This window comes from Agarivorans gilvus, assembly GCF_001420915.1.
GTDB classification, from domain to species: Bacteria; Pseudomonadota; Gammaproteobacteria; order Enterobacterales; family Celerinatantimonadaceae; genus Agarivorans; species Agarivorans gilvus.
The window spans coordinates 1,958,226-1,983,844 of record NZ_CP013021.1; the positions used below are offsets into that span (position 1 = coordinate 1,958,226).

Consider the following 25,619-nt stretch of genomic DNA (forward strand, 5'->3'; position numbering starts at 1 on the left):
ACCACCTATTGTTCTGGATACCAAGTATTAAGCAGCTCTTGGGATTTTTTCAGTTCATTCTCCCAAGTATTATGCGCCACTACCGTAGGCTGAATTAAAATTACTAACTCGGTTTTTTGAGTCGAGGTCACGCGGTTAGTAAAGAGCTCTCCTAAGCCGGGAATAGCGCCAACAAAAGGCACTTTAGATACCACTTCTTGCTGCTTAGAGCTCATCAAGCCACCAATCACTACCACGTCTCCAGAGTTGGCCCTAATCACCGTATCGGTTTCGCGAATGTCACTTTGGGCTAAAGGCAAATCCAAGGTATCACTTGCGCTACCAAAAGATATCACCTTACGCTGCTCTGTCACATCGGTTACTGATGGGTGCACGTGTAACAAGACTTGCCCAGCATCATCAATTTGTGGTGTCACGTCCAAGGCCACCCCTGAAAAGAATGGCGTTAGTTCAACACTAGGGTTAGTCACCGGATTGGTTCCGGTAATGGTGGTGCTGGAAACATCGGTAACAAAGTACTCGTCGGTACCCACTTTAATGACCGCTTTTTGATTGTTCGACGCGGTAATACGGGGACTAGACAGTACATTCACATCCCCTTGAGTTTGCAGTAATTTGACCACCGATTGGAAATTACCCTCAGTAATCGTTAAGGCACCACCGCCACCAATCAAATTACTGATGGCATTACCCGGTAATTGAGAAACGCTATTAAACAACACTTCTGTTGAACCAAACAAATCACCTGCGTTGGTCCAATCGATGCCCTGCTGATAACCATCACTCAAGGTCACTTCAATGATCTTCGCTTCTAAAATAACTTGGCGTTGCAAGTGTTGTTCTGACTGGCTAAGAAAAGATTTAATCATGCGAATTTCATCAGGATAAGCGCGAATGGTAACAAGGCCCGCTTGAGGGCTCACCACCACCATTCGCCCATCCTGAGCGTAAGAGCTATCATTACCATCGTCACGACGCATATTAATGCCAATCATGCCACGCAGAGTTTCCTCTAATTCATACCAAAAACGCGTCTCGGTAGAAGACTCAATTTTTGTGCCGTTAAAGCTATCACTGCGATTTGAGCTATTGCTGTTACTCGAAGAGGAATTAGTAGAGCGATTCGAATTATTGTTTGAATAAGAGCTATCGGAGTTACTGTTATTGTCGTTTTCGTTCGAGGTAATACCACCGGAGTTAATTCGAGTACGGGTATAACCATACCTTTCTAACATTAGGTAATTTAAAGGAATCGTCTCTATTCGCATACCTGCGGGATAAATATGTAGTACCTTGCCGTTGCGCTTAATGTCATAACCATACATATCGGCAACCACATCCAGCACTTCCTTTAAACTCACTTCTTTCAACTGAAGCGAGATTTTACCTTCCACCCCCGGATGTAAGGCCACACTTAGCGGTGAGCCTTTGACTAAGGCAGGAAAAAACGCGCGCGCATCCACATCACGGGCGTTCACATCAAAACGGTGTTCCACTGGCAACAAATTATGTTCGGCTAACGCTAACTCTGGCATTAACTCCGCACTCACCTCTGGCGGAAGCTGAGCCAAGGTTAACGGTTTGACACTGCTTTGCTGAGCCTGATTAATTGCCTGTTTAGCTTCAGTTGGCTCGGGTCTTGAGGTGGTTTGACAGGCTCCCAGCAATATCACACCAGCGCCAATTAACATCCCTTTGATATACATGAATTACTGCCCCTGCCCGGTGAACTGCTTCACCGAAACCTTGTCCAATTGAATCTTATAATGTTTCCCTGCGCGTGCTAACACGACATGATCATGCCCTACTCGAGTTAGGGTATAACCGGAAACGCTCTCTTTTAAAGCGACAAACTGTTGGTTCAGTATCGCCCCGCTTTGCTGTCCATCTTGAATTACCGCCTGCAAACTGGGTAAAACCGCTGTCGACTTTTTATTTACACTACGTTGCGCCACTGGCGGTGCTGTAGGGTCAGTTTGTGCCAATACTGGCATCCCAAAAATCACAACAAAACAGAATATGATTAGCTGCTTAACCACTGATAAAATCCTTGTTAGAACTCAGGGTGTAAATCTCGATGGTGATCTCGGTAGCCGGGTATTCAAGCACTTGATAATCCATTAACTTCCATAAAAACCGCTGGGGCAAAGCCTCAACCTTTTGCAAGTAATCAAGCAAAGAAAAATAACCGCCGCTGAGGCTTAAACGAATACCATGACGATAAAAATTTAAACTTTCTGTCCCTTGCTCTTCAACACTTAATACCGCTTGCGGTGCTAAAGACTCCATAGCAAGTAATTGCAGACCATCAGATTTTTCTAGTAAGCGCTCTAATACGCCAGCCATCTGTTCTACCGAGATTAAGCCCGCATTTTGTGCGGCCAACTCACTGTCGAGCTGCGACAAATTAGACTGCAACTGGCTCAATTTTATAGCTATCGTCTGATTTGGATCTTGGCGAAGCTTGAGCTTGCTTAGTTCAATTAACTGCTCGGTTTCAGCTAAGCTGATTTTAGCTTGGGCTAATTCTCGCTCCGCCTGTTGCTGCTGTTGCATGCTAGGTTCAAGCATAAAGTAATAACTAGGCAAAACGATCAATACCACGCCAGTGAGCAGTATCAATACTCGTTCACGTAGGCTAAGCTCAGCATAAATAGCCTGCCAGCGGTGCCAATGCTCAGTCATTTAAACCTCCTACATTGGCATCTGTAGAGCTACTTAAACTAAAATGCAGCCCCTGCTGTTCATCACGAAATAATTTCAAGCCTGAAAATTTTTGCCTCGCCAAAGGTGGATAATGTTTAAATTGATTCACCCACTTAGGCACAGCATCACTACCACTGGCACGCCCAGCCAACGCCATGGCTCCATTATTGATATAAATATGTTGTAGCCACACTTGTTGGTCTTCTATTGCAGCCAATGCAGATAAAAAAGTAGAAAAGCCGTTATTAACTTCGGCCTGTCCTTGCAAACGTTGTAACAACAAGCGCTTCATGCTTAGCAAGTGCTCAGCTTGTTCTGCTTGCCGCTGCAAACTCACATCAACCGCTCGCTGCTCAATCGCCTTGGTCAATTGCTCAAGCTGTTGCTGTTGCAGCGCGACTCGCTGTTTTTGTTCTGCCACTTGCTGTTGCGCAGTGGCGCTGCGACCTTGTTGCCAAAAAATAACTATCGCCACGAGTAAGCTTAACAACAACCACGCCAACACCGCCTGACCTAACGAAACCCGATCTCGCTTAGGACGAAACTCTTCGGTATAGAGGTTAATGCGAATTTTCACGGCAGTACTCCCGGCTGTAAACCAGCCAAAGCTGGCAACTGGTAATACTGCTCACTAGAATCCAACAGCGGAACCTCTAACAAAGCCACCTTAGGGCTTAGGTTCTGTTGTAATTGTTGAGCAATGGTATCGCAAAATCGACTAGGGATGGCCAGCTGAATGGCACTCACTTCGGGGAGTTTCAGGGTTGCACTAATGTAGTCAATGGAGCGTTGTAATTCTAAGCTCAAACTATCAAAAAAGTTCTGAGTAAACTCAATCTCTTGCATTTTTCCTAAGGCAGAAAAAGCACGTAATTGTCGACTAAAACAGACTTGGCCTTGGCGAACCACAATTAATTCGAGATCACCGCCCTTGGGCTGCCAGAGCAACATCTGACAACGTTCACTCTGCTCTAAAAAATTAACCACGGCGAGGCTTTCTATGGTGATGCCTTCAATACTGATGTCGTATTGCTGAGCCAAGCTAACTAAGTGCTGAATTATACTCTTGCGCACGCACACTACATTCAATTTTTCTCCCGCCATGGGATTACTTGGAGCCGCATAATAATCTATAGCTAAATCGCTTAGTGGCTCACTAAGCATATCTTTAATGGTCCACGGCACCGCCCCCAGAAGCTCTTCATTAGCTACTTGCGGTTTATCCACTTGAAACTGCTGGTAGTGTTGTTTGCCCAAGATAAAAACGATTTGCTGATCGCAGCCCAGCTTGGCCTGTTGACTCAAAGAAGCAAAGGCAGAGCTCCACTGCTCGGCTGAATTTAACTCAAGCTCATAAATGTTCTGTTGGGAATCAGCAACAACCAACACTTCGGGCTGTAGGTAAGCACAACAACGGTTTTTTGCGGCTTTCTTACGCCAAAACGCTAAGCTCATCCTGATCCTTTAGTAATATTTAAGTCATCGCGAACTAGTAGTCTAAACTTTTCGTTTAGTTTTTAAAGCATTAAGCAAGAATTCTGTGCTTACACTCAAGAGAAAAAGCCAGCCCACACTAATGGCTAATAAACCGCACCATTATTTACCGCTTAAATCTAAAATTCCTATGATTTTACTCAACTAAAAGGGCTCAGGCTTACTAAATAAAAAGCCTTGGGCATAATGAACCCCTAAACGCTGTAATACTCGCCACTCTTCATTACGCTCTACACCTAGCGCAACCACCTTCACCCTACCAGCACAACTGGCAAGCATTGAGCTTACCGCTAGCTGATTCACTTGGCGCAGCTGAATGTCGCGCACTAAACTGGGATGTAACTTTAAGTATTCGAGTTTCAACTCACTAATGTACTGAGTACTCACCACCCTTTGTCCGGCCCGTTCTACTGCCAACTTAATGCCCTTTTTATTCAAGGCTTTCAAGCGCATCATTTCGGTGTCATTTAATTGCGAGAGTTGAGTCTCATGAAACTCTAATACCAGTTTTTGGCATTCTTTATAGGGAACAGAGAACACCCATTGCAATAACTCGCGCATTACCGACTGCTTAAGTACGGTTGAAATATTCAAATTAACGCTAATAGACTGGCGCGAGTATTTCACCTGTTTCATGGCAAATGCCAAGGCATGGCGATCAAAATCCATTAACAAACCGCTTTTTTCCGCCCAAGGAAGAAACACCCCAGCGTTAATAACTTCGCCCTGATAGTCGGTGATACGAGCTAGCATTTCTTTGTAACAAACCCGCCCATCTTCATCAAACACATCCTGTTGATAATAGTGCAGCGAATCATTCACCAACACATGTTGCAACAAGGTACGCCAGCGCACCGAACCTTTACCCGTTTGGCTTGAATTTAACTCTCGAGGAATAACATACCAACCATTATGACGCTGGATTTGAGCAATACGTAGCGCGTCCTCGGCTTGCTCAAGCACCAACTGAGCGTCGTCACCATATTGGTAGCCGGCTATACCAATGTAGAAAAAGTCGTCTGCGTCGGCCACTTCCGGCAAGCTAATTCTTTCCAACAATTTCAATACACCCGCGGCGGTATCTTCAGCTTCATCAAGAGTCGAAAGCGGCATCAACAAAGCAAAAGAATCACCACTGTAACGTGCCAAATTCACATCGATGTTGCGTCGCGTATATTGCTTCAATACATCCGCACTTTGCTGCAAGATGGCATCGCCTTCACTGCGAGCATATTGATAATTCACGTCATCCATTCCGCGTAAATAAATCAACAGCACGGCACCAATATGCGCGTCAGCATCACTAATTTCCGCCTCTAATTGATTAAGAAAATGAGTTCGGTTGGATAACTGAGTTAATTCATCAACAAAGGCATTATTGCGAATGATACAATCGAAGCGACTACGCTCTTGACGGGCTTCAATAAGCTCATCGATAAGCAACTCTAAGGCTTTACTGGCCGCGTTAGGCCATTCCTTTGGGCTACCTTCTCGCATGTCACGCAGTCGTCCTGCGATAATTTGATTACCACGAGTTTGTAATAGCTCTGCGCCATACATGATCTGCTTAAGCCAACGGAATACAACAATGAGGCCCAAGGCAACAATCAGCAAACCACCACCGATGCCCAGCATCGCTTCAGGCTCGTAAGTCAGCCGCTTAAACGGACGTTCCACCCAAATTTGCACATAGAACTCTGGATGAGCCAGCAAGGGATAACGATAGGCGATTAAATTTTTACTGCTTCCGGTGTAGTTAAGCTCGCGAAAGGTATAAATCACCCCTCCTCGGTTAGCCACTTCAAGCACTTGAATATTATGAGCGCGTAGCCAATTGGGTAGCCATTGAGCAAATTCGGGGGTGTCAGGCTGAACGCTGAGCTGATTATCGAGAACCTCTACCACCGAACGGAGTTGGTGTTGCTGCTGATTAAAGGCCAACTGGCGAAAGGTAAATGCGCCTCCAAGTAGCACTAGCAGCACGGCTATCACCACGCAGCTAATGGTAAATATAATAATCCTACTGGAGAACTTCATTCAGGGTGATCCTCACCATCTAACCAAGTTAGCTTGCCATCCCTTGGCAAAGCCTAGGCTAGAGTATATCAGTTATTCAAAAATTGAGAGACAAAACCCAAAAGACCAGCCGTAGCTGGTCTTTTGCTAGCCAATAATGATGCCTTAAGGACGCAACATTCGCTCGCCGCGACTCATACCACAAACACCACTACGTACCACTTCTAAGATCTCTGTTGATTGAGATAAGGTTTTAACGCAAGCATCTAATTTAGCGCTATCTCCGCTCATCTGCATGACATACAGATTAGGCGTTACATCTACAATCTGACCGCGGAAAATATCGCTAATCCGCATCACTTCTTCTCGAGCAGCACCAGCGGCGCGCACCTTAACTAGCATGATTTCACGTTCAACATGCTCGGCTTCGGTAAGTTCTGACACCTTCAAAACATCAACCAATTTATTCAATTGCTTGGTGATTTGCTCAATGGTGTTGTCGTTACCAAAAGTACAAATAGTCATTCGAGACAAGGTGGGATCTTCTGTAGCAGACACCGTTAGTGAATCGATGTTAAACCCACGCTGTGAAAACAAACCGGTTACGCGAGACAAAGCGCCGGCTTCGTTTTCTAGTAAAACTGAAATAATTCGGCGCATTATGTTCTCTCCGTTTTGCTTAACCACATATCTTTCATCGACTCGGTCTTAATTTGCATCGGATAAACATGCTCTTCAGGGTCAACCATGATATCCATAAACACTACCCGATCTTTCATCGAAAAGGCTTTTTCCATCGCCCCTTCCAGCTCATCGGGGTGATCAACTTTGATGCCAACGTGACCGTAGGCTTCGGCTAACTTAACAAAGTCTGGTACCGAATCCATATACGAATGCGACTGGCGTCCACCGTAGAACATTTTTTGCCATTGTTTAACCATGCCCAATGAACGGTTATTCAAAGACACAATTACCACCGGAATATTGTACTGTAAACAGGTAGATAACTCTTGAATGTTCATTTGAATCGAACCATCGCCGGTGACACAAGCTACCGTAGCATCGGGGAAGGCTAACTTCACCCCCATGGCCGCAGGGAAACCAAAGCCCATAGTGCCCAAACCACCGGAGTTGATCCAACGACGCGGCTTATCAAAGGGGTAATATAGAGCTGCAAACATTTGATGCTGGCCCACATCCGAAGCCACATAGGCTTCCCCTTTGGTCACTTTATACATCGCTTCAATAACTTGCTGAGGCTTAATTAAGTCTTCACTTTTGGCGTAGTCTAAGCACTTACGGCTACGCCATTGCTCAACCTGCTGCCACCATTGTTTAATACTATCAGCATCATTTTTAGCGCCAGTCTCGGTAATACAAGCCAACATTTGGTCGATAACCGCATCTACCGAACCCACAATAGGAATGTCGGCATGTACCGTTTTAGAGATAGAAGTAGGATCAATATCAATGTGTAAAATCGTTGCGTTAGGGCAGAACTTAGCCACATTGTTAGTCACCCGATCGTCAAAACGAGCACCCACTGCAAAAATCACATCGGCATTATGCATCGACATATTGGCTTCATAGGTACCATGCATACCTAACATACCAATGAAACGTGAGTCGGTAGAAGGGAAGGCGCCTAAGCCCATTAGTGTTGAGGTCACCGGCATGTTGAATAAATCAACTAGCTTAGCAATTTGCTCACCAGCCGCAGCGGTAATGGCACCACCGCCCAAATAAAGAACCGGACGCTCTGCCTCGGCCAACACTTTAACTGCTTTTTTGATTTGACCTTTGTGACCAGTAAGCGTTGGATTGTAAGAGCGCATGCTGACCGACTTGGGATATTCGTAATCAAACTTCAGCAGTGGATTTTGTACATCCTTAGGCAAGTCAATCACCACCGGACCGGGACGACCACTGGCAGCAATGTAATAAGCCTTTTTGATAGCTTGAGGAATATCTTCTGCTTTTTTAACTAAAAAGCTATGTTTTACCACTGGGCGAGAAACCCCGATCATATCGGTTTCTTGGAAAGCATCTTGACCAATCAAGCTGGTTGCAACTTGGCCAGACAAAATCACCAGTGGAATCGAATCCATATAGGCAGTAGCAATACCGGTAATGGTGTTAGTCGCACCAGGGCCAGAGGTGACCAATACCGTACCGACTTCTCCCGTTGCCCGCGCATAACCATCTGCCATATGCACAGCAGCTTGCTCATGACGAACTAAAATATGCTCAATATCGCTGTTGTCGAACAACGCGTCATATACATCTAAAACTGAGCCGCCAGGATAACCAAAAATGTGTTTAATACCCTGATCTTGCAAACAGCGGACGACCATTTCGGCGCCGGATAACTTCTCCATGTTCAAGCCTCCAGGCTTTAATTATTGTAATTTTGGGGATAACTAGTTTGTGTTGCAGGAAATGGACTAAAAATTGCCTCTTCCAAGCTTAGCACTTTAACGTTTCTTGCCCCCCAGCGTCTATGCTTTTGTCCGCTCTTTCTAAGCTTTTAAGCAGCGCATCATATAAACAGGGAACATCCAGCTAGCTTGATGTTACTATTTATAACCACGATAAAAACAAAAAGCCGAATAATAAACAAGTTATCACTCGGCCTCTTAGCATTAGCATAAAGCTATTAGCTATTTAATAGTATCATGTTCTTCAGTTAACCAGATTTGCTGCTCAGGGTCTGAGTCTTCACTTAAAGAAATACTCACCCCCATATCATACAACTCTTGCAGAGTAATGTTGTTGGCTAACTCCATCACTTCTCCATCTTCATTTGTAAAACGCATAACACCTCCCGCGCCGTTATCCCAACACTTTTATTTTAGCCCAAGATCCCACATTTTCACCGTAGTCACTGAGCATATTGTCCAATAACATTTGACTTACAGCTGGGTAACTCACTTGCTGCCACATCTGTTTTGAGAGGGACTTTAAATCTTGCCATTGCTGGTTATGGATCCTCTGCGCTAAAATTTTCGCTACGTCAGGATAATGAACCGGTTCGCTTCTATCCTGTTGTAACCAAGCATCCAAAATATACGGCTCTAAACTTTCCGTAACTTGCCCCAAGCCAAGACTTTGTAAAGTATAAGCATTACTGAGTTGTTCAAATTGGCCAAACAGAGGCTTAACTAACAGTTTCTTTCCTGCAGCCATGGCCTCTGAAGGCAACTCAAAACCGGCATTACAAAACACCCCCGCACAGGCGCTTAAATGCTCAATAAACCCTTCCCGGGCAATCGGCTGCAATTGAATATTGTCGCGCTTATGCGCTTGTTTGATATCAGGGTGGTAACAAATAAATTGGTAACCAGTGAAGCGCCCTAACAACTGACAAACTTCAGACAATGATTCGAAAGGCAGATACACCAAGATTTTGCCATTGTTTGACAAGTGCTCTAGGTTTGCTACCAAAGGCGGAATAATGGCTTGATTGAAGCTACACCAGTGCACCCCTAAATTATACTCACAAGGCGCAAAATACCGGGTGAGCAAACGATTCCATAAGCCCATTTCTTTACTGGGAATATCGTAAAGAAAAGCCGCTTGATGAGAAATGGACAAGCTAGTTAAGCCTTGGCGCTTGGCCGCCCAAGCACTCACTGGCTCGAAATCGTTAATCAACAAGTCATAAGCAGATAAGTCTAATTGCGCTACATCTTTGGTGAAACGAGCCAGCGACAGTTGTTTAAGCGTAGCCCAGCGGTCAATTCGTCCCCGCCGATGATGAAAACTTATCCCTTTCACACTGCGGTAGTCACCAAACTCTTCCACCTTAGGTGCAGGGCCAGCCCGGCCTGACATAAACACATCAACATCGATGCCTTGCTGACGTAATGCGCTACACAACAAACGCGCTCGAGTAATATGCCCGTTGCCAGTACCTTGTACCCCATACAGAATTCGCATTATTTGCCTACCTAGTTAATGCCAAAAACAATCAACAAGCCCAAACAGGCACCCGCCAATACGTCACTAATAAAATGCACCCCAAGTAATACTCTGGAGCAAGCCACCAAACTCGCCCAAACAAAAGCTACGAGCGCCCATGCAGGAAAGGTTTGCGCGATGCATGCGGCCATCACAAATGCTCCAGCGCTATGTCCAGAAGGAAAGCTAAAACGGTCAGAAGGTCGAATAAACACCGGTAAGGATTGCGGACGGTCGCGCCGAAATAGTTGCTTCAAGATTAAGTAACTAGCTAATTCAAGTGCAAAAGCAGGCAGGGCTAATTGAACAAACACTGTGGCATAAGGGGTAAAAGCCAACACCACAGCAAACACCGCATAATAATAACCATCTGCCGAGTGTGAAATCACTCTGGCGCAGGCTGCAACCTGGCTGTTAAAGCGGTGCCCTAAGCAAAGTGAAGATACGGCATAATCCCATTGGCTGATTCTTTGTAACATAGCAAGCTCCTTCTTCGGCCTGCTATCAGACTGACTAAGCAGCTTTACCGAGAAATGAAGCTAAATTGACAAAATCGTGACAAGAATTAACAAGGTCGATTTCAGTGACAACAGCGGCAGTCTAGATTTTTTGCTCCCACCTAAATAGCTCATCCCCCTGCAACACCAGCTGCGCCTCTGCTAGCTCAGCGCAGCCCAAGCAACACATGATCTTAGCTAAACGTGTTGCCTCTATTCCACGCCAACGACGCAGCGGTGAATAAGTCCACTGAAACAAGGGCTGTAAAAGCGTAACTATTTGCTCGGATAATCGTGGCACTTCTCGCTTTCCTAGCAAAGGACCAGGGCGAACAAGTACTAAGAAAGGAAAAGCCAAATCACCTAAGACCTGCTCCAAGGCACCTTTAGTGCGTAAATAATGAGACGCCGAATGAAGGTTAGCCATCAGCGAAGAGACCACGACACACTTGTCCACGTGGTTGGCGCGAGCCAACGCGGCAAATCGACAGGGCAGGCTTAAGTCAACTTCAGCTAAGGCCTGCCGGCTACCCGCTTGGCGTCGAGTAGTGCCGATGCAAATAAACAAGCACTGTCCTTTTATTTCTCCTTTCCAAGCGTCAATCGCCTTAAAATCAACTTCATATTGTTGCAATTTGGGGTGTTCAAAGGGCAAACAGCGGCGCCCAAAGGTTCGTACTAACTGCCACTCAGGTGCCTCTAATAGTTGCTCTACCAAGGCCCTACCGACTAGCCCTGTGGCACCTATCACAATCGCAACTTTACTCATCGCCTTCTCCCCAATAACCAACGGAAACAGTAGCTCTATTTGAGGTTAGCCAGTAAACTTCTGGCTTGCTAAAATAAGCAATTAACACTGCTATATGCAGTGCCAATAAAATAACAATGCCTTACAGCAACACGGCAAACACTACTAACGATAGACAAGGATGAATAAATGTCTGACCTAGTCAAAATTTTTGATACTACCTTACGCGATGGCGAGCAGGCACTTGCAGCCAGCTTAACAGTAAAAGAAAAACTACAAATTGCTTTTGCTTTAGAACGCCTAGGTGTAGACATTATGGAGGTGGGATTTCCCATTTCATCACCCGGTGATTTTGAATCGGTGCAAACCATTGCCCGCGAAATTAAAAATTCAACGGTTTGTGCCCTATCACGAGCGCTCCCCAAAGATATCGACGTGGCAGCAGAGGCCCTCAAAGTAGCCGAGGCCTTTCGTATTCACACCTTTATTTCTACCTCAACCGTACATGTTGAAAGTAAACTCAAACGTAGCTTTGACGACGTATTAGACATGGCAGTTAAAGCAGTTAAACATGCGCGTAACTATACCAACGATGTAGAGTTTTCTTGCGAGGATGCGGGTCGCACTCCCATCGACAACCTCTGCCGCATGGTAGAAGCCGCGATTAAAGCCGGAGCCACCACAGTGAACATCCCGGACACCGTGGGTTATACCGTACCTAGTGAGTTCGGCGGCATTATTAACACCTTATTTAACCGTGTACCGAACATCGACCAAGCCGTGATCTCAGTACATTGCCATGATGACTTAGGCCTATCGGTAGCCAACTCGATCACAGCCGTACAACAGGGCGCACGACAAATTGAATGTACTTTAAATGGCATTGGTGAACGCGCGGGTAACTGTTCACTAGAAGAAGTGGCGATGATCATCAATACCCGTAAAGATCAATTAGGCGGCTTAAGCACCAATATTAAATCTCAAGAGATCTATCGCGCCAGTCAATTGGTTAGCCATCTTTGTAACATGCCAGTTCAAGCCAATAAAGCGATTGTGGGCAGTAACGCCTTCTCTCACTCATCAGGCATTCACCAAGATGGCATGCTCAAAAATCAAAATACCTATGAGATTATGACCCCTGAGAGCATTGGCCTAAATAAAAACAGCCTCAATCTCACCTCCCGCTCTGGTCGCCATGTGATTAAACATCGCATGCACGAGCTAGGTTATACCGAAGAAGACTTCAACCTAGATGAGCTCTATGACAGCTTCTTAGCCTTAGCGGACCGCAAAGGCCAAGTTTTTGATTATGATTTAGAAGCCTTGGTATTCTTCAATAACTTACAAGATGAGCCAGAATTCTATCGCTTAGAATACTTAAGTGCACAAAGTGGCTCCGATGTAGTCTCCACAGCAACGGTTAAATTAGTCGCAGGAGAGCAAACCATTCTTGATGCTTGCACTGGTAACGGCCCAATTGATGCTGCTTATCGCTGTTTACGTAAGATTACTGGCTACGACATTAAGATCGATGACTACACCATTGAAGCGGCTGGCGGCGGAAGTAGCGCAGCTCAAAAGACAGATATCAAAGATGCCTTGGGTAAGGCAGATATTGTGGCCAACTACCAAGGCCGAAAATATCACGGCATGGGCTTAGCTACCGACATTGTAGAAGCCTCGGCCAAAGCTTTTGTGCATGTACTCAATCATATCCACCGCGCTGAACAGATTGCCGAGCAAAAACAGTCTAAACTCAGTTAAACAATATGAGATACCGGAGCAGAATGTGAATAAATACATAATTGCTTTATTAGTTCTCTCCGGTTTTTTATCCTTCACTACCACAGCTGAACAACTCAGCTTTAAACGTCATGCTGGGCATTACAGCTATCTATGGCAAGATCAGCAAGGTAACCAGCAAGCTCTTGAGTTTAGTCTGCTCAATTATCCTCACAAGCTCACCAAATTTATTCAATTTCGCCCCGAGCAAGCACAGCAATATGTACAGAATCAATTAAAACCCCAGTTGAATCAAATCGATCCTCGCCAGGCTCGAGTCCAGCTAAATCAAAATGGCGGAGAGTTAAGTGTGCAGTTACAAGGGGACGATCCAGCATTAATCAAACAGCTCGCAGCTAGCCTAAACCAGCAAATTGACCAACATTATCAAGATTACCTTAGCCAACATTACTTTATTGAGCATCGTGGTGTTGATGGGGTTTTAGGCATTATGCCTGATCATAATCGCTTCGCGAAAGAAAGTGCCGAATATCTGTTTAGCTGGCTCGATGCCAGCCTGCAAGCCTTGGCAGATAAACGATCAGACCCACGAGCGGTGGCCAACTACCTACTAGGCTTTGTTCAATCCATCCCTTACCACGCATTGCGCTCTAAAGATAGATTACGCGGAGCAGGCTACCTTACTCCCATCCAAGTAATAAGAAATAACCTAGGAGATTGCGATAGTAAAACCACGCTCATCGCCAGCGCCTTAAAAACCTTGTTTCCACGGCTAGGCATTGCCATAGTATACGTGCCTAACCATGCCTTGCTGGCCTTGCGCCTCCCCGCACAAGGCAACGATGAAAGCATCACTATTATGGGGGCAAATTGGCTGCTAGCCGAACCGACTGGCCCGGCACTTTACCCATTAGGTAAAGCAGCCCCCTCAAGTCTCCGATTCATTCGCTCCGGTATGTTTACCTATCAGCAAATGGATTGGACACCTCCGGTGTTTAAGAAAGCGAGCTAAATTCTATCGCGTAGTCGATGTCGCCGGCGTCAGCACAGCGAACTACCTTCCCTTTAGCGCTAAACGGCGCCACGCCTTCACCACTCAAAGCAACTTCTATCTCATCACCAATAGCCAACTTAACATCTTTTAAGCTAATGCCCATTCCCGTTGCACTTAAATCCTTGCAAAGGCCCGAATAACTTTGCTGACCAACCCACACTTTTAGCTCAGCATTAATCAGCATTCGATGAAAGGCCCGTTTATTAGCTTCTCCAATCATATTTTTCTCACTATAGTTTTTCTTCTGCAAATGAGGCTAAACGGCTTCTTACTACACCATTTAAGTACACGTTTGCACTACCATCAAAATCTTTGAATCGTTCAACGATATAGGTTAACCCCGAAGTCACCGCTGATAAATAGTTACTATCAATTTGAGCTAAGTTACCACAACATACTAATTTAGTACCCTCACCACAGCGAGTGATAATGGTTTTTAGCTGAGAAGCGGTTAAATTTTGGCACTCATCCAAAAATACAAAGGCGTTTTGAATACTGCGCCCACGCATAAAGTTAACCGATTTAAACTGAATATTAGCCTTTTCCATAATATAGTTTAATGAGCCAGACATGGACTCATCATGCTTATGCAGAACCTCTAAGGTGTCGGTAATAGCAGCCAACCAAGGCGCCATTTTCTCTTCTTCGGTACCGGGTAAAAAACCTATAGATTCAGCAATTTCAGGGGTATTACGAGTGACAATGATTTTGTCATAAATACCTTTTTCTACGACCATTTCTAAAGCGGCTGCCATCGCTAGCAACGTTTTACCACAGCCGGCGGGGCCGGTGAGAATCACCAAGTCAATATTGGGGTCAAGCAGCGCATCAAAGGCCATGCCCTGATAAATATTTTTGGGATGTACGCCCCAAGCATGTTTAGCCATCAAGCGCTCATAACCTAAATCTAATAACTCAACGCTTTCTTCAGTTTTATTCATCACTCGAGCAGCAAAACTCTGAGTATCATCAATCAGGTACTGATTCACATAACATGGCCCAATAACCTCAGCATCTATAACATGGTGAGTATCACGCCCTTCTGCGCTACTCTCACAGTCCTTAACTCTTCCCCAAAAACTCCCTTCAAATTCTACAAAGCCTTTGGCCAACAAACGAATATCATCAATCAGCTGGTCGGTACGGTAATCTTCAACTCGCTCCATACCAGCACCTTTCGCTTTCAGGCGCATATTAATATCTTTGGTCACCAACACCACTTGTCTGGGGTGATGTTTTTTTTGCAGGTAAATCGCTGCATTTATAATTCGGTTATCAGGTTCATCCGCGGTGAAATTTTGTTGGTTTTTTTCCAAAGCATGATCGGCAAAGATCGCAACCTTACCGTGGGCTTGATTATCAGCCTCATTTTGTAGCTCTACCCCATTAACAATTTGTTCTGGGCTGGCAGAGGCAAACACATCTTCCAATGAGCGAATCGCAACTCGGGCATCGCGACTAACGTCTTTCTGCCTATCTTTAATACGATCTAACTCTTCGAGTACCGTCATCGGAATGACAACATCATGCTCTTGAAAGGAATATATAGCGAGGGGTTCGTGCAATAGCACATTAGTGTCAAGAATGAACAGTTTACTTGGAGCGTTATTTTCCATATTTGCCCTCCATAGGCCATCAGGCGATGTGAGATTACTGCAAACGTTCAATCTCAGGCTAATCTATCCCGATCACCTTTACAAACCTTTCCTATTGGCAAACTGCTCAAGTGAGCAAATATTAAGCAAAGAAACAACTCGCCGAGTGAAGTATACAAACTGAAACCAACTGAGATACAAGCCTAATAAAGTTTTAAAGAAAGAAACGGGGGTTGGCAAAATTTAGTCATATTTCAAGATGAACCTATTTAAGAAAAGTAACCATTGAAACTGCGATAAATGCGGGAGGATCTGAAAACGTGCGGGAAAATTAGGTTCCAAATGTTAAAGCTCGTTTCACTATGTGAAAATAACATGTATTTTCATGACGCCTATCCTTTCATTCGATTTAGCTTCCATGTTAATGTCTAATGCATCAACTAAGTTACAGAGTAACCAACCTGTATACCCATCGTATGGCATACATTCCAAATCAAGCATGAGTAATTATTGATGATCATAAAAATTGAAAAAAATGCTGATATTGTTACCTATCAGTATGATGATAGTGTCCAAGGAAATATCCCAGATATAACAAGTGATACAACGACAGCCGCCAGTGTTGCAAATAGTTTATTTGCGGGACTGCCTACTACTGGTATTTGCACCGATACAGCTCCTCTAGATTACACTCTATACATCAATTTAAATGCAATATCAGAAATAAGAGTCTTAGATAATTTCGATAATATGTATGCACTCTCAAACGCCTTAACTGAAGGCTGTACCAAAGTTATCGTATTTGGCCGCGGATTGCAGAGTACAATAATAGCTTTTAATAAAAACTCCGAGCATGAATATTTAAGGTTAAAGCAGGAAATAGATAAGGCCTATTCAACAGCCAAAGAATAATCGGCATGGTGAAACTAAGTGACAAACTCTGTTTGAAAGAACAGGAAATAATTAATGATGTGCAAAGGAACGGTTCTCAACATACCGAATACGAGATCAAAATGCTGCAAGCCACCGGACGAAGTAAAGTTCTGTCCGTGAGATTGAATCGCCAATTTCGTATATTATTTATACGCGGCGCTACAAACTGGATTCACTTTAAGACTGTCAACAGAAAAGATTTAAAGCATGAAGCACGCAACATCTGAGAACGTGCTTTTTACTACTCCCCAAACAACCCTAACTGCATTTTGTCTTTGATGCGCTTCTGCATTTGTTTGGTTACCGAATAAACCCATTGCTCCGATACGCCATATTTTTTGGCTAGAGCTTTATGGTTGCGGCCATTAAATTCACGGAATATTGAGTGGTGTAGTAAGGCAGTTTCCAGTTCTTTGCCTTTGGGGATGTAAAGCGTTTCGCCTCCGTAAGCTTTACGAATGTGGTCAACCACGCTGTTGGCCAGTTCCGAAGCCTGCTCTTCACTGAGCGTGGTCATGTTCGTTAAGCCCTCGCAAAGGTGCGCCTGTATATCCAATAAAAAAGTAGCAGTACGCTCTTTTAAGTCCTCAGCGATTAGCTTATCGATGTTCATTAATATGCTCCTTCCTTATATAAGGAAAGGATTTTGCTCAAGCTCTGGTAAGCGCGTTCTAAATCCGCTTGGCTCACCTTGCTCAAATTCTCCAATACCTCATGTTGAATCCAATCAATTTCGCCAATGTCTTCCTTTATATAGGCAGCGCTAGGTAAACGCTGTGCCATTTCGGGCACAACCTTAAGTAACTCACGGCGATGCCATTGCTTTATTTGCTCAATCAATTGATGCACCACGCCACGCGGTAACCATTGCAGGCTATCAACGGGTTGTGGCAGCAAACGTTTAGCTGCCGTTAGCGCCCAAGCTTCAAAAGCAGCGTCACTTTTATCACGTAGGCAGTTTAGGTGGGCCAGGCTTACCCACACCTGCTTAAGTTTTTGAAGCTGAGGCGTTGCCATTGGCTTGGCTTTCTTATTTGTCGCTTGAAGCTTAAAACCATGGCGCTGCATGAATGAAAGCACCGTCACCAACTCGGGGATCGCCATCTCCTTTAAAGAGGCTTTACCTGTCAGCTGCATTAAGTTGCTGCGGTAGCTGTCTTCATCCATGGTCAACTGGGTTTTGGCTACATTAATTACCTTGATGTACCAGCCCTTCGGGCGATAACCAATCTTGCTCATGCCGCCCCCTAAAGCTTGCTAATATCAAGCGGGAACTGCTGATACTTGCCGTTATTATCACGCTTATACAGGCGCAAATAACTGCTGGTACCGGTCACTTGAATCGAGTCAGCCAGCGCATCCATTGCCGCCTTCCACTCTTCATCATCAATGCTTAACTGGCGTAGGCCTAGCACCTCATTCACATCAATATGGCCTTGTTTATTCACTCGAAAGGCGTGCTCTACCAAGGCGCGAATATTGTCGTTGGCACCGTCGGCACACCAACGCTCAATGCACTGGTCTAGTAGCGCCTTGGCCGCCAGAATGCGCTCATCAAACACCCGATGTTCTCCAATAGCGCGTTGGACCTTAAACTTACCGTCATAGCTCAACAACGACACATTACCCTTGGCACCGCCAAACTTCACATTATGCTCAGCCGCGCTCACGTCTACAAAATCGGTAATCTCAGCCATATACTTAGCTTTAAACGCCGCCAAGCCTTGCTGTAGCAACATGGCTTCTTCCACCATGTTGCAAACCAGTTCGTCCCGAACTAGGTCTACCGCTTTAATTTGGCTCTCTGGTACCAAATGGCCAGCTGCGTTGGTCCGGTAACCCGCGGGTGTTTGTTCATTGTTCATTGCATTCCTCACTTATCTTAATTAATTCAGCCACACAGCGGGGACATGCCACGGTGTTATCCTCATTACGGCTTAACACTCTGCGCCAGCCGCGTAGGTGAAGCACTCGCATAGCCCCATCTTGAGAAAACGCATCCTCAGCTTGCACCCGTTCTTCGCGGCCACAGCACACGCACTCAGCGCTTAGGCCGAAAAGTAAATTTCCACCCGCGTGTTCAAAATCCAACTCCTGTACTTGCAGCGGCATTGCTAGGCTCTCCATTCCACTAAACATCCTTTGTATATCGCCGCCAAAATGCGTTGCGGGTCGCCGCCTAGGCAGCGGGTAGTAATCGCTTCGGCTCCTTTGGGGCCAAGTGCTTTGGTGGCCGTTCTATTTGAATGCGCGGACGCGCATTCCCCAGTTGCATGCCATTTATTTTTAAGCCCAGCGCATCTAAACCCTTCACCGCATTTAGCGCCCTGCTCAAACGTTCGGTTATTGCATCGTTACTCGCTGTCATGTCACACCTCCTGGAGCATGAGTTTTTCAGTAATCACCGGCTCACCAATTTGCGCGGCAATGTTTAATGCTCGAATCACCACGTTATTCACCGTTAAGGGATAAGAGCGATCTTCAATTTCCTCAGCGTTTGCCGAATTAAGGCCTAAGCGCCGCGTTAACAGGCACTTACCACGAATAGTTTTAAGTGCGTCTTCCTCAAACATGCGGCTTACATCCATGCCCAGGCGGGCAAACTTATGGGTAACATAGGCAGGAATATCAAAGCCCAAGGGCGCAACCTGGTATTGAGCACAACGCAGGGTAAATTCACGCACGTAATCACCCGCCAACTTATGGCGAAGCTCGGGTTGGCCAATCAACACCACGCCCATCACCCGTTGAAAACCGCTGGTGAGTTCCCACACCCGCTTAATCAGTTTGATCACATCACGGGTTAAGTCGTGGGCCTCATCAATAATCAGCACATGGCGGTGGCCGTTCTCGGTGCTTTCAATCAGCGCATCTTCAATTTTGGCGTCGCGTTCTTCGCCATTCATGCCAGCGCAGTTAATCTGCAGCTTGCGGCAAATGGCCGCACTAATGCCCTCGGCGGTGATCTTCTTACGGTCAATGCGGCGCGGCTCAATAATCACCAAATCGCGGTTATTTTGCGCCATACGATGCAGAAACAAATGTTTAAGAATGGTTTTGCCACTGCCACATTCACCAATCACCGCCAACATGCTGCCAGCGCTAGCCGCTGTGGTAATTTCCTCTAATAGATTGCGGTTCTGGCGGTTCAAAAACACATCTTGTTCACCACCAATTTCATTTTGAAACGGGTCACGGCTTAACTTAAAAAACTGTTTTGCTTGCTCGGTTAGCATTTCTGGCTCCCAACATTCTTCATCATCTTCAACAACAGGCTCCGCAATCGGTGCCCAAATTCCTTTTAGCTGTGCGGGCTTAGCGCCTGCTTCTTTCAATGCTTGCTCGGCTAAGGCCTTTAGGCGCTTGGCATTGGCTCGCACTGGCCACTCGTTTTTGTTAATAATTTTGCTCAGGCCTGCTGGGCTAATACCCATGGTTTTTGCTACACACGCCTGGCTAATCGGTAACTCACTTAACAGTTGGCCCAAGGCCAAAACATCACTCACACTTAACTCCCTCTAATTCACTGCTCGTAATGGGCTCTCAGAAGCCTTAATGCCCTGGGCAACTTGCTCAATAATCCCGGTTAACTCACTTTCATCTACCTCGCCCAGCTCACGCAAGAAGGCCGCTTCGGGGGCGTCTAAGGGGCGATGTAGCGCCTCGCTAACGCGCTTGCGCAGGCTCAAGTTGTCCAGCATCACGGGGGCAAGCTTAGGCTGAGTAAACTCGGGCACTTCAACTTGTTCACCTTGGGGTTTCATCGCAGCGGGTTGGTTAATGTCTTTAAGGTGAGAATGGGCATTTAAGCTGCCATTAAAGGGCACGGCTTTTTTCTGCTTAGCCTTTTTGATCTCTTCATCGCTCATGCCAGGGTAAGCGGCGCGTTCTGCCTCTTTGCGGGCAGTATCTACAGCGGTGTCGGCTTTAGCTTTATGCGCTTCACCAATCACCGGTGCATCAATGCGGAAGCCCGCTTCATCCACCGCCAATGGAGTCACCTCATGCCACATCAAACCCTCAGGCATGCTTATACCAACCAGTACCGCCGCATTAGTGCCCACCAATAAGGGCGACACTTTTACCTTTAGGCCAACATAAATGCCCTTTAAATCGGCCACGTCATAAGGTAGCGAGCGGCCAGCAACGGGGTGATCAATGGTAATGGTCAGGTTCGGCTTAACCGTGCGCAGTTGCGGTTCTTTACGCAGTAAATAACTGCACACCTCTGCAGGGGGAGTAAGCGATAATGCTGCTGGTTTTCGGGTCGCAAAATTTGCTGCCACACACTTAAGCGCGGCTTCTTGTGGCGGGTATGTAACGAGCAGTAACCAGGCACGAGGTTGGCGTTATAGGCATCTTGCCAAGCCTCCACGCTGGCATTTAACTCAGCCACACTGTTTACTGGCTCTAGCAAAATGCGGCTCTCGAAGGCTTTTTCAACAATATTGTTGGCCACTTCCACCGCCCCTTTAGCGCGGGCGTTTTTAGCCTCGTGGGTAATTAATTCCACCTTCAGGCTTTGGGTAAAATTAATGATGCCCTGGCCTTGGTTAGCGCTACCTTTATCGGTGTAGAGCAACTGGCATAGGCCAATCTGCTGCCATGCCCAAAGCAAAAACTGGTAGTTAAGCGCTTGGCTTTCACCGGCTGCCTCAAAATAACGAATTTTGATTAAGCCGCTGTAGTGATCCACCAATACATAACGCCACACCCGCAAGTGCTTAATCTTCTCGATGTTCTCTGGTTTATTTTTGTAAAACTCATCCAAATCGGCATATTTTTGGCGTTTGCCTTTGCCGCCTGGCGGGTAATACAGCACACAGAGTGAAGGGTCGAGTAAATGCACATGATTAGGTCGCAGGCTGCGCAATTGAGTATGTGCGGTCACGGTTCGCAGGCTGGCCACATTAAGGTGATTCGCCTTAAGCACTCGGCGTAATGAGCTAGCACTTAAACAGCTATGGCCATTGGCCACCAACACGCTGCGAGCCGTGGTGGTATCCATAATTTGTTTACCGTTGGCTCTGGCTCCCGTGGCCAACATCGCGCCAGCCATAGCAATGGTTTCATCACTCATGGTGGTGCTGCCCGCATCTTTGCGCTGCTTACGACCGCTACACCAGCCCACCTTATGTAGCTCGCGGTATAGGGTGTCACGGCTTACCCCAAATTCATTCAGAGCCGCTTTAATAATGCTGCCTTTTTGGCCATGCCCGGCTTGGTTTAAACGCTGCGCATAGTTATGTAACAGTTGCTTATTCATCGGCAACCTCCAACATGGCGATGTCTTGGCCTTGTTCTAGGGCTTTGCGTAGCACCGACTCGCGGGCAATGGCAAAGTCTTGCTCTAGCTGTTGATTCTGGTTTACCGCCAAACTGCCTAACTCAAGCACTACTTCGGCTAAGCGCTCACTGGCCATTTCTCTGGCGCGTTCATCTACACCGCCCATGGCCAACAGGGTATTACCTAATTCGTTTAGCTGCGCCACGCCTTGAGCCAACAAGGTGCGCGCACCCGTAATCGCCATGGTGAGATCTTCCAGCTCTTGCTCCCACGCAGCCTGCTTAAACTTACGCTGCTTAAGCGCGTCAATCTCTTGCTGCTTATCGGCGGCCAGCTCGCGTGATGCTTCTAAATCGGCTTGGCTGTCGGCTAGTTGCTGCTGCAGCGCTTGTTTCTCGCTCTCGGCTTGCTCGGTTAAATCAACAATTAGCGCCTTAATTTCGTCCTTGTTCGCCCCTTCAAGGGTTTTATCCACCAAGGCTTGGCGCTGTTCATCGGGTAGCTTGCGTAGTTGGCGCAAGTCCTTTTGGCCAATGCCTACTTTTTTAGAGGCTTGATAAAAATCTTCGCCAAACTGTTCTAGATTTTGTAGCTTCTCATTAATAGCCTTAGGGGCTATGCCTAAAAGAAACTTACTGCAGTCTTCCCAGCTTTGGGTTAACTGGGTTTCGCCCTGTTCATCGGTATAGGGCAAACCTAAATAGTGCTTACCTTCCTTTAACTGCTGAGCAATGCGTAACACTGCCAGCTCACCCATTTTGGACTGAAAGTTAAACGCTTCTAACTGGCCTAGCAGCTTTAGCACTTCGGCTTTTTCTTGTACTAGCGCTTCTGCCTTATATACCTCTTGCTGCTGCGCCTTGCTTATAGTGAGTTGTTTATCTGCCACAGCGGGATTACCTCATAATGGAATAGTTGTGAATGGTCTGCGCCAGCTTCTGTTGCTCGCGGCCTAGGTTATCTCTTACGGTGTTAGCGATTTGCACGGGTTTAGCCGCCAAGCGCCAGCGCGTTTCATCGTTGGGGCAACGCTCTGCCCATCCGGCATGCTCAAGATTGGCTAAAGTACGGGTGATGTGGCTGGGGCTGAGTGTTAAGCCTCGGCTGAGTTCTTTAGGGCTAGCACCGCTAAGCTCTTTACCCGCCAAAGCCTCTACCACTGCAAAGGTTCGCTGCACTTGCTCGCTTAGGTAGGCACTCATCGAATCACCTCCTCACCGTTGCGCATGGCTAAATCGCCTAAGTCTGGTTGGCGTTGGTGGTTCACTTCTTCGCGCTGATAGGCCAGCTCTTCAATCAACTTCATTAAGCGATCGCGGGTTTGCTCCACCTCTGCGCTGCCCTCGTAACAACGGGCTAAGGCAATCAGAGCTTCATTAGCAAAAATGTTCAGTTCGCTCAGCTCTAAATGTTCGGCCTTGCGCCCCGTAGGCATGGGCACCAATAAGTAGCCCTGGCTGTGGGCAAGGTACTGGGTAACGATGGGCGCACCGCATACACTCTCAAAGGCAATCAGCTGGTTCACTGGCATGCTGGCGTCGCTTAAATATTTGTAGAGCGAATCACTGCTCTTACCCAGTTGATCGGCAATCCGCTCCACGCTTAAGCGGCGCTGTTTGCCGTATTCTTTAGTCAGTTGCAAAGCATGGCGTAAGCTATGCGGATAATGTTTTTTCCAATTGATTCGTGGCATTTGAAATTCCGTCTCCTGTTAGTTTTCTAAAAGTGTCACTGGCTTAGAAGCCGCACCAAGGCCTAGGCTTAACTGGCAAGCCGTTGCTGTAAGGCGGCTATTTTTTCCGCGCGTTTTAGCGAATTACGAGGGGGCTTAATATGGCTAAGGCTGTATTCAGGAATGTCAGGGAAAACATCTTCAACGGCACAATCCAGTGCCTTGCTAATAATGTTGGCGATGCGTTGGCTGTGGCTTTTTCGGTGAATAACCGCAGAGAAAGACGAAGCGGTAGTGTCGGTGGCTTCGGCTAACATGCCTAAAGTAAAGCCTTTTTGATATAGGCTGGTTTTAATCTCTTGAGCGTTCATGCTAAATTACCCTTTTGTTAGTTACGTTTAGTTAATGTGTGGCGCACGGAAACTAAACACTAAGTTGATACAGGTTTAGACTATGCGCAGAATTCTGCGCAGTCAAGTTAAAATATGCAGAATAATTCACATGGATCACGTATTCGTGAGGAACGCACGCGTTTAGGTTTGTCGCAAACAGAATTTGCAAACCTTGGCGAAGCCTCTTTGCGCTCCCAACAAAGTTGGGAAAAAGGCTCCGCTAGCCCCAATTTGAAGGTGCTTGAAGCCTGGGGAGAGCAAGGTGCCGATGTGCAATACATCGTATTGGGGATCCGTTCCACAACGGCTAACAGTGAATTAGTGTTTGAGGCCTACGATTGGGTATTTAAGTTTGCCGATAAGCTCAACGCACGAGAGCAATTAACCGCAGACATAGCCAAGGAACTGGCCAAAGAGATTTACGAGTTCTTACAAGAAGAAGAACTATCAGCAAATAACATACTGGACTTTGTTAGCAAATTTGAACAGAAGCTCAATGTAGCTTAATGGCCGTCAAACGGCCGTATTAAAAACAAAAACAATATAAAACAATGAGTTGAAAAAACAGATGGCCGTCAGACGGCCACAATAGGTAACTAAACGCAGACTTAGCACTACTGGTAATATCCAAGGATGAGGTATGGATCAGAAAACCAAACAACTCGAAGAGGTCTTCAATCGGGTGGGAGAAAAGCTAGCGCCTACTAAAAGCAGCTTGCCGCAAAAACTGGCCACCTTGGTTTCTAAGAAGCGTAACAGCATAATCGAAAACAACAGCGGTTCGATTTCCATTGGTAGTATCGACCAATCCAAGCATGTACATGTATTACACAGCGACCCGCGCCTGCACGCCCCCAAGATTTCCAATAGCCAAGGCCAAGAGCTTAAAAGCTTAGTGAGCCAACTTTGCACCCTGGCTAAACTGCCAAGTTACGAAGTATGGGACCAACTCAACGACCATTGCTGCGCCATTAATATTCCAGACACCGCCCGTTACAAAAACATCCTCGAAACAGATTTCTACAAAGCCAAAGCTTTTTTGCTTGAACAACTACTCACAGCAGGTGAAGAAAAATCATGAAGCAAAGTTTAATCGCACTGTTCATTGGTTTGGGGTTAACCGCACAGGCAAGCGCCACTATTTACCAATGCGGTGATAATACTTTTCAGCAAACACCGTGTAAGAATACGTCTAGTAAAGTGGTTAACGTTGAGCAAGCTAAAAATTCTCTTGCGAGTCACGACGCCCGCGAAAATCGTGGTGATTTAGTCCGTCAATCTAAATACCGAACCGCAATTGAAAAAAACCAGATCATGATCGGAATGAGCCCAAAGCAGGTTGAGTACTCATGGGGGAAACCAACCAAGAAAAAGACCAGTGTTGCCGATGGAGTAAGCTCCACCCATTGGGTGTACGACCGTGGGCGAAATGGCGCTCAAATTATTACCTTTAAAAATGGTCGCGTTAGTGGTTGGAATTAAGCACCAAGAAAAACGAATAAATATACTAGCTCACCACAAG

Annotated in this window: 32 protein-coding genes; 6 read left to right on the forward strand and 26 right to left on the reverse strand. The window is 46.1% G+C overall.

Annotated elements, in window-relative coordinates:
* Window positions 1–5: 5 nt before the first annotated feature.
* The 12 genes from mshL to AR383_RS09215 all read right to left on the reverse strand — a co-directional run bounded on the left by mshL (window position 6) and on the right by AR383_RS09215 (window position 11,442).
* Window positions 6–1,706 carry a pilus (MSHA type) biogenesis protein MshL gene (gene mshL, locus AR383_RS09165; protein WP_055732857.1) on the reverse strand — a complete coding sequence of 567 codons (1,701 nt, stop codon included), beginning with the start codon at window positions 1,704–1,706 and terminating at the stop codon, window positions 6–8.
* Between the two features lie 3 nt (window positions 1,707–1,709).
* Window positions 1,710–2,039: a hypothetical protein gene (locus AR383_RS09170; RefSeq protein WP_055732858.1), complete on the reverse strand. Its 330-nt coding sequence runs from the start codon at window positions 2,037–2,039 to the stop codon at window positions 1,710–1,712.
* Window positions 2,032–2,685, reverse strand: a complete 654-nt coding sequence (gene gspM, locus AR383_RS09175; RefSeq protein WP_055732859.1) for a type II secretion system protein GspM — start codon at window positions 2,683–2,685, stop codon at window positions 2,032–2,034. The genes AR383_RS09170 and gspM overlap by 8 nt, the downstream gene beginning before the upstream one ends.
* Window positions 2,678–3,283, reverse strand: a complete 606-nt coding sequence (locus tag AR383_RS09180; protein WP_055732860.1) for a hypothetical protein — start codon at window positions 3,281–3,283, stop codon at window positions 2,678–2,680. Before AR383_RS09180 ends, gspM begins: the two co-directional genes overlap by 8 nt.
* A complete protein-coding gene (locus AR383_RS09185; protein WP_055732861.1) occupies window positions 3,280–4,161 on the reverse strand; it encodes a hypothetical protein in 882 nt (293 codons plus the stop codon). Before AR383_RS09185 ends, AR383_RS09180 begins: the two co-directional genes overlap by 4 nt.
* Before the next feature lie 183 nt (window positions 4,162–4,344).
* The gene (locus tag AR383_RS09190) at window positions 4,345–6,237 is read right to left on the reverse strand and encodes an EAL domain-containing protein (RefSeq protein WP_055732862.1); all 1,893 of its coding nucleotides are present in this window, start codon (window positions 6,235–6,237) and stop codon (window positions 4,345–4,347) included.
* A gap of 144 nt (window positions 6,238–6,381) precedes the next feature.
* Complete coding sequence (gene ilvN, locus AR383_RS09195) at window positions 6,382–6,876, reverse strand: acetolactate synthase small subunit (protein WP_055732863.1); 495 nt, start codon at window positions 6,874–6,876, stop codon at window positions 6,382–6,384.
* Window positions 6,876–8,594: an acetolactate synthase 3 large subunit gene (locus AR383_RS09200; RefSeq protein WP_055732864.1), complete on the reverse strand. Its 1,719-nt coding sequence runs from the start codon at window positions 8,592–8,594 to the stop codon at window positions 6,876–6,878. Before AR383_RS09200 ends, ilvN begins: the two co-directional genes overlap by 1 nt.
* A 282-nt stretch (window positions 8,595–8,876) precedes the next feature.
* Window positions 8,877–9,032, reverse strand: a complete 156-nt coding sequence (locus AR383_RS21740) for a hypothetical protein (RefSeq protein WP_188407275.1) — start codon at window positions 9,030–9,032, stop codon at window positions 8,877–8,879.
* 16 nt (window positions 9,033–9,048) lie between these two features.
* Window positions 9,049–10,155 (reverse strand): MJ1255/VC2487 family glycosyltransferase, encoded by a 1,107-nt coding sequence (locus AR383_RS09205; protein ID WP_055732865.1) that lies wholly within the window; start codon window positions 10,153–10,155, stop codon window positions 9,049–9,051.
* 11 nt (window positions 10,156–10,166) lie between these two features.
* The gene (locus AR383_RS09210; RefSeq protein WP_055732866.1) at window positions 10,167–10,655 is read right to left on the reverse strand and encodes a phosphatase PAP2 family protein; all 489 of its coding nucleotides are present in this window, start codon (window positions 10,653–10,655) and stop codon (window positions 10,167–10,169) included.
* 121 nt (window positions 10,656–10,776) lie between these two features.
* A complete protein-coding gene (locus tag AR383_RS09215; RefSeq protein ID WP_055732867.1) occupies window positions 10,777–11,442 on the reverse strand; it encodes an NAD(P)H-binding protein in 666 nt (221 codons plus the stop codon).
* Between the two features lie 168 nt (window positions 11,443–11,610).
* Here AR383_RS09215 and leuA point away from each other — a divergent pair, with 168 nt between their 5' ends.
* Together leuA and AR383_RS09225 are read left to right on the forward strand one after the other, a co-directional pair.
* Entirely contained in the window at window positions 11,611–13,185 is a 1,575-nt protein-coding gene (gene leuA, locus AR383_RS09220) for a 2-isopropylmalate synthase (protein ID WP_055732868.1), read from the forward strand.
* A gap of 25 nt (window positions 13,186–13,210) precedes the next feature.
* Window positions 13,211–14,176: a hypothetical protein gene (locus AR383_RS09225; protein ID WP_055732869.1), complete on the forward strand. Its 966-nt coding sequence runs from the start codon at window positions 13,211–13,213 to the stop codon at window positions 14,174–14,176.
* On the opposite strand, the gene AR383_RS09230 is transcribed toward AR383_RS09225, so the two are convergent.
* Window positions 14,160–14,438, reverse strand: coding sequence for a PilZ domain-containing protein (locus AR383_RS09230; protein ID WP_055732870.1), 279 nt, complete (start codon window positions 14,436–14,438; stop codon window positions 14,160–14,162). The two genes, AR383_RS09225 and AR383_RS09230, sit on opposite strands and share 17 nt — an antisense overlap.
* Before the next feature lie 10 nt (window positions 14,439–14,448).
* Window positions 14,449–15,834, reverse strand: coding sequence for a PhoH family protein (locus tag AR383_RS09235; protein ID WP_055732871.1), 1,386 nt, complete (start codon window positions 15,832–15,834; stop codon window positions 14,449–14,451).
* Between the two features lie 492 nt (window positions 15,835–16,326).
* Between AR383_RS09235 and AR383_RS09240 the strand changes: the two genes are divergently transcribed.
* Window positions 16,327–16,725 carry a hypothetical protein gene (locus tag AR383_RS09240; protein ID WP_055732872.1) on the forward strand — a complete coding sequence of 133 codons (399 nt, stop codon included), beginning with the start codon at window positions 16,327–16,329 and terminating at the stop codon, window positions 16,723–16,725.
* A gap of 262 nt (window positions 16,726–16,987) precedes the next feature.
* Here the strand turns inward: AR383_RS09240 and AR383_RS09250 are convergent, their stop codons facing one another.
* The 12 genes from AR383_RS09250 to AR383_RS09305 all read right to left on the reverse strand — a co-directional run bounded on the left by AR383_RS09250 (window position 16,988) and on the right by AR383_RS09305 (window position 24,076).
* Window positions 16,988–17,359: a Mor transcription activator family protein gene (locus AR383_RS09250; protein ID WP_055732874.1), complete on the reverse strand. Its 372-nt coding sequence runs from the start codon at window positions 17,357–17,359 to the stop codon at window positions 16,988–16,990.
* Window positions 17,359–17,985: a gp16 family protein gene (locus tag AR383_RS09255; protein WP_055732875.1), complete on the reverse strand. Its 627-nt coding sequence runs from the start codon at window positions 17,983–17,985 to the stop codon at window positions 17,359–17,361. Before AR383_RS09255 ends, AR383_RS09250 begins: the two co-directional genes overlap by 1 nt.
* Window positions 17,986–17,993: 8 nt before the next feature.
* Window positions 17,994–18,611 carry a DUF3164 family protein gene (locus AR383_RS09260; protein WP_055732876.1) on the reverse strand — a complete coding sequence of 206 codons (618 nt, stop codon included), beginning with the start codon at window positions 18,609–18,611 and terminating at the stop codon, window positions 17,994–17,996.
* A complete protein-coding gene (locus tag AR383_RS09265; RefSeq protein WP_055732877.1) occupies window positions 18,601–18,873 on the reverse strand; it encodes a hypothetical protein in 273 nt (90 codons plus the stop codon). The genes AR383_RS09260 and AR383_RS09265 overlap by 11 nt, the downstream gene beginning before the upstream one ends.
* 52 nt (window positions 18,874–18,925) lie before the next feature.
* On the reverse strand, window positions 18,926–19,114 hold the full coding sequence (locus AR383_RS09270; protein WP_055732878.1) for a hypothetical protein: 189 nt from the start codon (window positions 19,112–19,114) through the stop codon (window positions 18,926–18,928).
* Window position 19,115: 1 nt separating this feature from the next.
* On the reverse strand, window positions 19,116–20,252 hold the full coding sequence (locus AR383_RS09275) for an ExeA family protein (protein WP_055732879.1): 1,137 nt from the start codon (window positions 20,250–20,252) through the stop codon (window positions 19,116–19,118).
* 12 nt (window positions 20,253–20,264) lie between these two features.
* Complete coding sequence (locus tag AR383_RS09280; RefSeq protein ID WP_055732880.1) at window positions 20,265–20,972, reverse strand: hypothetical protein; 708 nt, start codon at window positions 20,970–20,972, stop codon at window positions 20,265–20,267.
* On the reverse strand, window positions 20,915–22,012 hold the full coding sequence (locus AR383_RS09285) for a hypothetical protein (RefSeq protein WP_055732881.1): 1,098 nt from the start codon (window positions 22,010–22,012) through the stop codon (window positions 20,915–20,917). Before AR383_RS09285 ends, AR383_RS09280 begins: the two co-directional genes overlap by 58 nt.
* Window positions 22,005–22,922, reverse strand: coding sequence for a hypothetical protein (locus AR383_RS09290; protein WP_055732882.1), 918 nt, complete (start codon window positions 22,920–22,922; stop codon window positions 22,005–22,007). Before AR383_RS09290 ends, AR383_RS09285 begins: the two co-directional genes overlap by 8 nt.
* A gap of 7 nt (window positions 22,923–22,929) precedes the next feature.
* On the reverse strand, window positions 22,930–23,235 hold the full coding sequence (locus AR383_RS09295; RefSeq protein WP_055732883.1) for a helix-turn-helix domain-containing protein: 306 nt from the start codon (window positions 23,233–23,235) through the stop codon (window positions 22,930–22,932).
* A complete protein-coding gene (locus tag AR383_RS09300) occupies window positions 23,232–23,726 on the reverse strand; it encodes a hypothetical protein (protein WP_055732884.1) in 495 nt (164 codons plus the stop codon). The genes AR383_RS09295 and AR383_RS09300 overlap by 4 nt, the downstream gene beginning before the upstream one ends.
* 68 nt (window positions 23,727–23,794) lie before the next feature.
* Window positions 23,795–24,076, reverse strand: a complete 282-nt coding sequence (locus tag AR383_RS09305; protein ID WP_055732885.1) for a helix-turn-helix domain-containing protein — start codon at window positions 24,074–24,076, stop codon at window positions 23,795–23,797.
* Between the two features lie 114 nt (window positions 24,077–24,190).
* Here AR383_RS09305 and AR383_RS09310 point away from each other — a divergent pair, with 114 nt between their 5' ends.
* The 3 genes from AR383_RS09310 (at window position 24,191) to AR383_RS09320 (ending at window position 25,579) form a co-directional block, all read left to right on the forward strand.
* The gene (locus AR383_RS09310; protein ID WP_157051690.1) at window positions 24,191–24,604 is read left to right on the forward strand and encodes a helix-turn-helix domain-containing protein; all 414 of its coding nucleotides are present in this window, start codon (window positions 24,191–24,193) and stop codon (window positions 24,602–24,604) included.
* 133 nt (window positions 24,605–24,737) lie between these two features.
* Complete coding sequence (locus tag AR383_RS09315; RefSeq protein ID WP_055732887.1) at window positions 24,738–25,178, forward strand: hypothetical protein; 441 nt, start codon at window positions 24,738–24,740, stop codon at window positions 25,176–25,178.
* The gene (locus AR383_RS09320) at window positions 25,175–25,579 is read left to right on the forward strand and encodes a hypothetical protein (RefSeq protein WP_055732888.1); all 405 of its coding nucleotides are present in this window, start codon (window positions 25,175–25,177) and stop codon (window positions 25,577–25,579) included. The genes AR383_RS09315 and AR383_RS09320 overlap by 4 nt, the downstream gene beginning before the upstream one ends.
* Window positions 25,580–25,619: the final 40 nt, after the last annotated feature.